The sequence below is a fragment of the Streptomyces sp. NPDC059371 genome, assembly GCF_042751995.1.
GTDB lineage: Bacteria > Actinomycetota > Actinomycetes > Streptomycetales > Streptomycetaceae > Streptomyces.
On the sequence record NZ_JBHYXD010000035.1, the window covers coordinates 39310 to 48789 of the forward strand.

A 9480-nucleotide genomic window follows, 5' to 3' on the forward strand; every position below is an offset into this window, starting at 1 on the left:
ATCACCCTGCCGGGATGGCCTCGGTGGACGTGACCTGAGACGGGACCCGTTCATGGACGCGAGAAGAGCGCGATCGCATGCGCACTTAGCGAGTGAGCTGGACGCGTATGCCCACTGGTTCATCGCGCCGGATTCTTCAACTGGTGGGCGCTATCTGACGCTGACGCTCTTCACCGACTGCGGCAACGCCGCACGCGTCGCGCGTGATCAGACGGCCGAGTTCCTCCGGGGCGTAGGGGCCAGCGACGTGGTGGACGACGCTCGGCTGATCGTTTCCGAGCTGGTCGGGAACGTGGTGAACCACGTGGTGCCGGACCGTTCCCTGACTCGTCCTGGCGGTTCTCCCCGTGTGGACGTGCACTTCAAGGCGTGGCCGAAGTGGCTGTTCATCGGGGTTACGGATGAGGACTCGTCGCCGCCGCTGCTGCCGCTCGGTGATGCGTTCTGGCCGGGGCTGATGGAAGGGCTGTCGGAAGCGGTCCTACCGGATACGGGCCGAGGGCTCCTCATCGTTCAGCGCTTGGCGGCGGCCGTCTGGTGGGCCCCGGAAGACCAGGGTGGCAAGACCGTGTGGTGCCGCCTCGATCTCGACGGTGCGACTCGGGGCCTGCCGTCTTGACGATCTCCGACTGTCGTTGCGCGTTTTGCTCTCTCATGAGCGCTCGACGGTCGGACGCCGGAAGGTAGCTCCTCCGGCGAACGGGGCGCGGCTCCTGAGGATTTCGCTGAGTTCCCCGCTCGGCGCTCAGGGGCCGCGCTTCACAACCTCATACCGAGACCGGACCACCCCCGCGCCTGGACAGCAACTGGGGTGATCCGGCTGGGGACACTGCGATCCCCGGTGCCAGATGGTACCGGGGTCGCAGTGCTACGTCTGCTTCTGGCCCTGGAATCAAAGGAGTTGACGAACCGATAGGTAGAGGTGAGTGAAGGTGTCCGGCTCGGATGAGAACTGGCTCAGCGGCGGTCTCGACGACATCACCGGCATTGAAAGCGTGCTGTGGGTGCGTGGCGTCGACTACATGGCGGGCTGGCGTGTCGCGCGTGAGTCTGCGGACCGGCTGAACCGGGCGTTGCTCGGGGTCGGGCTGGAGCGGTCGGAGGTGCGGGCGGTCGCCTCGACCGATGAGGAGGGGCGTGGGGTCGTGCGGTTGGCGGGGATTCCGGACGCCGTGGGTCGACTCGCCCAGCTCCTGGAGGCGCTCGCCGATGGTGACGGCGGTGCGCTGTGAGGGGTGTATTCGCTGGTGAGCGGCGCGCGTGGGCAAGTCGTCGGTCGCCGAGACTTTGGGCGGGAGCTGTCATGGGGCGAGTGAACAGGGGGCCCTACGCTCGCCAGGCGGATCGGGCAGGTACTGGACCTGCCCGCCGGTGTGCCCGATGGGCCCCCTGTTCTTCGAGGCTCGCCCCATGGTGGCTGCCTAAAGTCTCGGTGGCCGGCGACCCCCGGCCCCGTGCACTCCGGCCCTCGGCGGCCGTTCGTCGCCTCGACTCCTTGGGCGTGCTGTGGTGCGGGCAGTCGGGCGACCGGACGGGACCGGCGGCCACGCCGCACGCCCGGCCGGGGCGGCCGGGCTGCCCGGCGCGCCGCAGGCGCGCCCTTGAGGAAGTGAAGACTGTTTCGACCGATCGCCATCGGCTCCCGGCCGCGGACGCGCCACGCGGGCTATTCGGCGTCGATCCGGTAGGTGAGTTCGGTGCGGGCTGCTCCGATGTGGAGTTCTTCGAGGATCAGGGCCCGGTCGCCGGTGCCGCAGGTGACGCGGGAGACGTGCAGGACCGGGGTCGCATCGGGCAGGCGCAGCGTGGTGCGCTCGTCGGGCAGCGGCATGCGGGCCCGTACCGACTCCGACCACCACAGCTCGTGGCCGGCCGCCGTCAGCATGGCGTAGATCGCGGCGGGGGCGGCGTCCGGCCTCTTGCCGAGATCGGATACGGCTTCGACGGTGGCGAAAGGGATCAGTGTCCGGAGCATCGCGCGGGCTCCGGTGTCCGGGTCGGCGAGCAGCTGGTCACAGCCGAACAGGGCCTCTCCCACCTGGAGTCCCAGCAGCTGGGCCGTGGCTTCGGTGGTGTGGGTGCGGTAGGTGTGCGGTTCCTCGGCCTGCTGCCACACGGCGACGCCGTACAGCCGGAAATGCCCGGCCGGTGTCCTGCCGATGTGGCGGGAGATCGCGACGGCGGGGCCGCCGGCGGAGCGGACGAAGCTGCCCTTGCCGTGGTGGACGTCGATGAGGCCTTCCGCGCGCAGAGCGGCGACCGCGTTGCGGACGGTGGGGCGCGAGACCTTGTAGCGCTCCATGAGCTGGGCCTCGGAGGGGAGCGGGCCTCCGGGTTCGTACTCGCCGGTGAGGATCGCTTCGCGGATCGCGGCGGCGACCTGCTGGTAGAGGGCTCCGGGGCGCTGGATCTCTGTCATCTCGGCATCTCCGGGTGAGGTCGTAGGCACGTCGCACGCGCGACATCACTCGTCAGCATAAGTAGTTGCACCCTCGCCGTACAGAGCCGCATAGTCGTCACTCGTAAGGACAAGTGACGTCCGAATGTGTCAGGCGTCCTGATTGGCCAAGGAGGCCACGCAATGCAGTCCATTCCCGTGGACACGGCACGACTGGGCGTACTGCGGTGCGCCATCGCACCGGAAGCGAAGATCAGCAACTTCGAGACACAGGAGGTGAAGAGGGACCGGGACGGCAACCCGGTCTGGACCGTCGCCGTCACCGTGCGGCAGGACGGACGACGGATTTCCGTCATCGAGATCGCCGTAACCGGACAGCCCAAAGGCATCGACGAAGGACGGATCGTCAAGGTCACCGGACTGACCGCGTTCATGTGGTCGATGGGCGACCGACACGGCGTCAGCTTCCGCGCCGACGCCATCACCCCCGTCCATGGCGCCCCGGCAGCGTCCAAAACCGGCGGTGGTGCGTGATGGGGCCAATCGCGCTCGCTTTCGGGCTCGCTCTACTGGCCTGGGTGCTCGTCGTCGGTGACCTTCTCCGTCGGCACCGTCCGGCCTGGCACTGGTACCTCGCCGGATACCCGGTCACCGCGTGCCGGGTGGTTTTCACCTGGCGGAAGGTCGCGATGCTCAACGACCTTTCCGTCTCCAGGCGTCCGCCCCGCGGGCTGCTCGGGGACCTGGTCGTCAAGGGTGATCCGCTGCGGCCGGTCATACCCCGGCTCTCCTTCCCGCGGGCCAACCGCATGGGCCTGACGGCAACGGTGCGATTGCACGCGGGCCAGACCCCAGCTACGTACCTGAAGGCGGCGGACGCGCTCGTGCACGCGTGGAAGGTGCACGCGGTACGGGGCACCTCGCCGGAACGCGGTCTGGTGCTGCTGACCGCAACCGCGAGTGATCCGCTGGCCCGGCCGGGCTTAGCCTCGGCGCCCACCGCACTCCTGTCCGCCCTGATCGGTGTCCTGGAGAGCGGCGGCGCCTGGGTCATGGACCTGCGACTCGTCCCGCACTGGCTCATCGCCGGCGCCACCCGCTCCGGCAAATCCACCCTGCTCGCCCGGCTGATCACCCAGCTCGCCCCGCAACCCGTCGCCCTGGTCGGCATCGACTGCAAGGGCGGCATGGAACTCGGCCTCTTCGCCGAACGACTCAGCGCCCTCACCACCTGCCGCCGTGAAGCGGTCGCCGTACTCACCGCGCTCGCCGTCGACATGCAGGACCGCATGCATACCTGCCGTACTGCGGGCGTCCGCTCCATCTGGGAGCTCCCGGAGAAGCTACGCCCGGTGCCGGTCGTGGTCATCGTCGACGAGATCGCGGAACTGTATCTCTCCGACGGACGGCGCGAGAGCAAAGCGGAAGCCGACCAGTGCTCCACCCTCCTCCTCCGCCTGGCGCAGCTCGGGGCCGCGCTCGGCGTGCACATGGTCGTCGCCGGCCAACGCGTCGGCTCCGACCTCGGCCCCGGCGTCACCGCACTACGGGCCCAGCTCAGCGGCCGGATCTGCCACCGCGTCAACGACCCCGGTACAGCAGAGATGACCCTCGGGGATCTCAACAAGGACGCCGTGATCGTGGCCCAGTCGATCACTCCTGACGAGCAGGGCGTGGCCGTCTGCTCTGGCCCGGAGGGCGGCTGGAGCCGGGCCCGTTCCCACCTCACCTCGACCGAACAGGCCGCAGCAACCTCCAAGAAGTACAGCGCCCTGACTCCCGAACTGCCTGGCATCGTCCGCGCCCTCGCGGCGCTCGAAGGAGACGACAAGTGATCACCACAGGTACCGCCGTGTCCCTCGTGGTGGTCTTCGGGATCATCACCTTCCTGCTCGTGCGCTCCCGCGATGTGCGCGCCTGGGAGGCCGTCTGCATCGCCCTGTTCGGCATGTACCTCGGCCAGACCCCCGTGAGCCTCACCATCAACGGCTTCATGACCTGGGGCCTGAGCGGCTTCTCCCACTTCTAGCCCGGCCGGAAGGAGCAAGACCATGCCCATGCCCCGCGTGAGATGCCCCGTCTGTAAGGGCGACGGAGCCCGCAGGACCTGGACCGGACGGCTTCACCGCTGCCGCGTCTGCCGCGGCACCGGAACCATCCGCTGACCCACCGAGCCACCACCTGACCACCGAAGGAGCAAGCCCATGAACGACAGCGCTCCACCAACCATCACCCGTGCCGCCTCGGCGGCCCACCCCGGAAGGTCACCACCATCACCCCCGAGTTCACCCCGGCTGACAGGCGCGCCGCTCTCGACCGCGCGGCGCGCCTGCGTCAGCTCCCCGAAGCAGACCGCGATGCCATCCGCATCGCCCAAGACCCCCTGTTCGCCCGCTGGCTCGACCAGATCACCGCCACCGGCGGGTGCGCGCACCCCGTGCACCTGTCCGGATCGACCACCACCCTGGACAGTTCGACCGGCGAGATCATCCAGCACTACGACACCGGCACCGAGCCCGGCGAACGACTCCTCATCCGCTGCCGCAACCGACGCTCAACCGTCTGCGCACCCTGCTCCCGACTCCACGCGGGCGACACCTACCACCTCATCCGCGCCGGCCTCCTCGGCGGCAAGAACATCCCCACCACGGTCCGCGACCGACCCCGGCTCTTCATCACCCTCACCGCACCGTCCTTCGGCCCCGTGCACCGTGACGGAGACCACTGCCGCCCCCGTCGCGACCGCGGACGCTGCGAGCACGGTCGGCCCCTCGGCTGCGGCGCCGTCCACAACACGGCCGATCCCATCATCGGTCAACCCCTCTGCACCGACTGCTACGACTACCCGGCCCACGTCCTCTGGCACGCACACGCCGGAAAGCTCTGGGACCGCTTCGTCATCGGCGTCCGACGCCAACTCGCCACCTCGGCTGGCCTCGTACAGTCCCGATTCGCCGATCACGCCCGACTGTCCTTCGCCCGCGTCGCCGAGTACCAGAAGCGTGGTGCCGTCCACGTCCACGCAGTCGTTCGCCTCGACGGTCCGGCCAGACCCGACGATGAACCCCCGCCCTGGGGCACCCCCGACCGACTCACCGACGCCGTGGGCGCCTCCGCCCGACGGGTCCAGGTCCGCACTCCCCACAGTCCCGCCATCGGCGAACTCCATCTCCGCTGGGGTGCTCAAATCGACGCCCGGCCGCTCCGCGCCGACGGTCTTGGCCCGGACGACGACGCCGTAGCCGCGTACGTCGCCAAGTACGTCACCAAGGGAGCGAGCGAGACAGGCGCCGGCACCGACCACCGGCTCACCGCCTGGGGCGACATCGAAACGGTCCCCGTCAACGACCACGTCCGGGCGCTCATGCGCACCTGCTGGCGCCTCGGCGGCCTCCCCGAGTACGAGCCACTCCGCCTCCGGGCCTGGGCCCACACCCTCGGCTACCGCGGCCACATCCTCACCAAATCCCGCGCCTACTCCACCACTTACGCAGCACTTCGCGCCGAACGCGCCCACCACACGGGCCACGACGACGTCCCCGACGCGGCCACCAAACAGCACTGGCGCTACGTCGGCTCCGGACACACTCCCGGCGCCGCACTCATCGCGGCTGGAGTCGCCGAGGACATCGCCACGAACCGCGAGATCGCCCGCGGAGAACGTGAGGGGTCCCCATGACGAGACGCCACGGCGAGCAGTGGGCTCGGGCTGTCGAGCGTCAGGCGGCCAAGTTCCCCACGCGCGTAGGGCCGAAGAGCGCTGCGCGACTCGCGCGGCTTCTTGGCCCTAAAATAAAGGATTGCTAGTTGAACGCGTTTGGCTTGGTGCTCACCCCCTCTGTGTCGAACCCCTTGCCTTCCGCGTCGGCAGGCGAACGATCGTGGCAGGAACCAAGAGATCGCCTACACGCGCCCATAGGTGTATCCCGGTTGGGTCGCGCGACTCAGAAAACACAGGTAAGGCGGTTGACACTGCCGATCAGAGGATAAGTCGATGCAATCGGCCATACGGGTGACGGCTGCCGCACGGCATATCCCTGGTTTTGAGCTCCCACCCCTTAACCCCGCCGAAGCACGTATCACCTTGTCGGGTCAATCCCAGTGGCCCTGGCTCTCTCTTGGTGCTCCAATAAAGAAATGAGCATAAGAATCAGGTCGTCTCAGATACCTCCGTCTCAAGCTGATATTCAGGCAGGAGGTGGCGGTCCAGAGCTGGATACCGATTTGGATGTAGCCGGGAAAAGAAGGAGATCTTCCTGGGCTCAACGCACCACTGCACACGTGGCACATCTTCAGGCCTTGCTTAACAGGCGGATGGAAATCGAACCCGAACTATCCGCTGGCGATCGAAAGATAGCAGAGAAGATAGGCTGCCATCTGGCTGCGGCGCGAAATGCAGCTGCCGGAGACTGGCATCCGATTTCAACATTGACTGGTTCGCACATCGATCGAGCATATGCGAATATACACAAAGCTGAAGTGAAACTCCTCAAGCTGGTGCCCGATGACGACGACGAGCTCAAATGGGCTGGGACTGTCGTAATGGCTCAGGCTAGACAGCACCTCGGGGCAGAAGATCCGAGGCTAGCCGCCTTGAATAGCCGCTTGATGAACAATGGTCAAGAAATGGGGCCAGACTTGAAAGAGCTGGCTGTGGCCACCCTGCTGGCGGCGCACGAGGCGGAAGAAACGGAGAGGGCGAGGGTGCGCAGTTTTCGCAATATCCTCGTTTCCACCGTTCTCGCTACGGGGATCATTGCCGTATTGTTCATCATCTGGAGTCTCAGGGGTAATATGGCGATACCTTCCCTCCTGTGCTTCAATCCCTCGAACAAGCAAGTTTGCCCAACAGGTGGAGATATCGACAAGGCGGATGTCCTGCTTGTGGAGGGGGTAGGGGCCGGCGCGGCCGCCCTGGCCGGTGCGTTGGCTATTCGAAAAATCCAGGGAACAACGACGCCATATTCGATCCCCGTGATGCTCATACTCCTGAGGCTTCCCGTAGGAGCCTTGTCGGCTCTTTTTGGAATTATACTAATTCACGGCCGGTTTATTCCTGGCCTGACGGATCTAGACACTGGCCCACAGATTGTCGCCTGGGCGATAGTGTTCGGGATTGGGCAGGAATTTCTAACACGCCTGATTGACGATCAAGGGCAAAAGGTAATGAGCAACGTGAGAGGCTCGGAGCGCGGCTTTGGCGATGACGAGGAGAAGTAGAGGGCATCTGGAGATGCGATGTCGCGGCGAGTCGGTTGCTCAACCGGCTTTCCCCAGACGAAAAGCGCCGTTCGCTCGGTGATCAGCCCGCCCTCAGCGTAAACCTGCTGTGGGCTCCTCGGTCCTGTGTCGATGGATCGCTAGTCGAGCGGGTTCGGCTTGATCTCCACTCGGTTGGTGTCGAGCCCCCTGCCCTTCCTCGTTGCCGGGTGTACGACCACGGCCGCGAACAGGAACCGGTAGATCGCGTTCATCCGTTCATAGTCCTCGGCCTGCTCCAGCTTCTTCCAGTTGGCTTCGGCCTCGGGGCCGGCGATGCCCTCCAGTACGGTGATGGGGCGCTTGACCGTCTTCCGCTGGCGCTCCTTCACCCGCTTGAGTACGACAGCGCGCATGGCGTGGAAGTCGGCAGTCGTGAAGTCGTCGTCCGTGAGCCAGAGTTGTTTCAGCTCCTCCAGCTTCGCGCGGTCCTTCTCGTCCGCGATCACGTCAGCCTCGGGACGCGTGGTCGTCGCGGGCTCGTAGCCGGACGTGTCCAACTTCGTGAGGACCCTGACCGCGACATCGCGGGCGAACGCTTCGAGAGGAACGGCGGAGACGGAACGTCCGCACTTCTGCTGTCCGACTTCGTCGGCTCGCACGCACCGGTAGTAGGCGTACTGGCTGTTCGTACCGGCCATGCGGGCTCCGCATGCGCACGTCGCGACCCCGCGCAGCAGATAGAAGCGGCTCGGTCGTTTCTGGCCGTCCCTGTGTTGCTGGGCCCGGTACTCCCTGACCCGCTGGACCTCGTCCCACTGGCCGCGGTCGATGATGGCCGGCCACATCCCGGTTCCCACTTCTTCGCCCTGGTGGATGCGGACACTCGCCACGAAGTTGGACGCCAGCAGACGACGGACGTGCTCCGCCTCCCACGTCCTGCCCTTGGACGTCGACACTCCCCGTGCGGCCAGGTCCTGGGCCAAGTGCAGGGGCGACTCGCCGTCCAGGTAGCGCCGGAAGACCTCGCGGACGATCTCCGCCTCTTCCTCGATGATCGCCTGACCGTTGCTTGTGTAGCCGTAGGGGCGGCTGCCCACGTGCGGCCTGCCCTCGCGGGCCTTGTCCTTCAGGGCGTCCTTCAGGCGACGTGACGCGTCGTCGGACGAGCGGCATGCGTGGGCCACCTCGATACGGAGGATGAACCGGTCGTCGGGGTCCGACAGATCGCGCCGGTTCGCCTCGCCGTGCAGAAGCACGCGCTTGTCGTCGGCTATCGAGAGGAGTTCTTCGAGGTCCTTGGGCTGCCGCATGAGGCGGTCGGGGTGGTAGACGATGACGTGCCGGATCTCTCCGTCCGCCATCGCGCGCAGCATTTCCTCCCACCCGGGCCGCTTGCGGTTGCGCTGCCACGCCGAACGGTTGTTGTCGACGTAGATGTGGGCCGACTCGACACCGAGTTGAAGGCGTTCAGCGATCTCTCGGCAGATGCGCTCCTGCCGGTCGACTCCGGTCTGATCCTCGTCCTTGGTGTGCGAGATGCGGCAGTAGATGGCGGCGGCCTCACCCGGGGTGATCGCGGCCTTGGCTAACTTAGGTCGGCTCATGGAAAACACTGTATGAGCCCGGTACGACCTCGATCACCAGCAGCGCTGTGTTCGGGCGGTCGGGCAGGGTCGTCATCACGCTCTCCTGTCGTCGGTCCGGCTAGGCACGGCAGGAGCGTCCGTCCAGGGAACTCCTGCTCGCCCCACAGTAGATCCGGGCACTGACAACGCCACCGGAAACCGGGAGGGGGGGCCCCGGGAACGGGCGCCGGGCCCCCCCCCCCCCCCCACCGGCGCGCCCGGGGCGAGAACCCCGCGGGCCCCCACCCCCAAAAA

The 9480-nt window shown here is 66.8% G+C and carries 9 protein-coding genes; 7 read left to right on the forward strand and 2 right to left on the reverse strand.

The annotated features are described in order from the left end of the window. Positions 1-52: 52 nt before the first annotated feature. Both ACFXGX_RS20960 and ACFXGX_RS20965 read left to right on the forward strand, forming a co-directional pair. Complete coding sequence (locus ACFXGX_RS20960) at positions 53-619, forward strand: ATP-binding protein (protein WP_384793249.1); 567 nt, start codon at positions 53-55, stop codon at positions 617-619. Between the two features lie 313 nt (positions 620-932). Beyond that, a complete protein-coding gene (locus ACFXGX_RS20965) occupies positions 933-1232 on the forward strand; it encodes a hypothetical protein (RefSeq protein ID WP_384793252.1) in 300 nt (99 codons plus the stop codon). Positions 1233-1666: 434 nt separating this feature from the next. On the opposite strand, the gene ACFXGX_RS20970 is transcribed toward ACFXGX_RS20965, so the two are convergent. Further along, complete coding sequence (locus tag ACFXGX_RS20970) at positions 1667-2419, reverse strand: GntR family transcriptional regulator (RefSeq protein ID WP_384793255.1); 753 nt, start codon at positions 2417-2419, stop codon at positions 1667-1669. A gap of 162 nt (positions 2420-2581) precedes the next feature. On the opposite strand from ACFXGX_RS20970, the gene ACFXGX_RS20975 reads away from it, so the two are divergent. The 5 genes from ACFXGX_RS20975 (at position 2582) to ACFXGX_RS20995 (ending at position 7618) form a co-directional block, all read left to right on the forward strand. Continuing rightward, positions 2582-2932, forward strand: a complete 351-nt coding sequence (locus tag ACFXGX_RS20975; protein ID WP_384793258.1) for a hypothetical protein — start codon at positions 2582-2584, stop codon at positions 2930-2932. Further along, positions 2932-4233 (forward strand): FtsK/SpoIIIE domain-containing protein, encoded by a 1302-nt coding sequence (locus ACFXGX_RS20980; protein ID WP_384793261.1) that lies wholly within the window; start codon positions 2932-2934, stop codon positions 4231-4233. Before ACFXGX_RS20975 ends, ACFXGX_RS20980 begins: the two co-directional genes overlap by 1 nt. Continuing rightward, positions 4230-4427, forward strand: coding sequence for a hypothetical protein (locus tag ACFXGX_RS20985; RefSeq protein WP_384793264.1), 198 nt, complete (start codon positions 4230-4232; stop codon positions 4425-4427). The genes ACFXGX_RS20980 and ACFXGX_RS20985 overlap by 4 nt, the downstream gene beginning before the upstream one ends. 300 nt (positions 4428-4727) lie before the next feature. Continuing rightward, the gene (locus tag ACFXGX_RS20990; protein ID WP_384793337.1) at positions 4728-6077 is read left to right on the forward strand and encodes a replication initiator; all 1350 of its coding nucleotides are present in this window, start codon (positions 4728-4730) and stop codon (positions 6075-6077) included. Positions 6078-6679: 602 nt separating this feature from the next. Continuing rightward, complete coding sequence (locus ACFXGX_RS20995) at positions 6680-7618, forward strand: hypothetical protein (protein ID WP_384793267.1); 939 nt, start codon at positions 6680-6682, stop codon at positions 7616-7618. 140 nt (positions 7619-7758) lie between these two features. Here ACFXGX_RS20995 and ACFXGX_RS21000 read toward each other — a convergent pair whose 3' ends face one another. After that, complete coding sequence (locus tag ACFXGX_RS21000; protein ID WP_384793270.1) at positions 7759-9204, reverse strand: recombinase family protein; 1446 nt, start codon at positions 9202-9204, stop codon at positions 7759-7761. Positions 9205-9480: the final 276 nt, after the last annotated feature.

What these genes read in the sequence shown, in the direction of transcription:
- ACFXGX_RS20960 (WP_384793249.1), top strand. Translation starts at nt 53, where the DNA reads ATGGACGCGAGAAGAGCGCGATCGCATGCGCACTTAGCGAGTGAGCTG.
- ACFXGX_RS20970 (WP_384793255.1), bottom strand. Translation starts at nt 2,419, where the DNA reads ATGACAGAGATCCAGCGCCCCGGAGCCCTCTACCAGCAGGTCGCCGCC.
- ACFXGX_RS20975 (WP_384793258.1), top strand. Translation starts at nt 2,582, where the DNA reads ATGCAGTCCATTCCCGTGGACACGGCACGACTGGGCGTACTGCGGTGC.
- ACFXGX_RS20980 (WP_384793261.1), top strand. Translation starts at nt 2,932, where the DNA reads ATGGGGCCAATCGCGCTCGCTTTCGGGCTCGCTCTACTGGCCTGGGTG.
- ACFXGX_RS21000 (WP_384793270.1), bottom strand. Translation starts at nt 9,204, where the DNA reads ATGAGCCGACCTAAGTTAGCCAAGGCCGCGATCACCCCGGGTGAGGCC.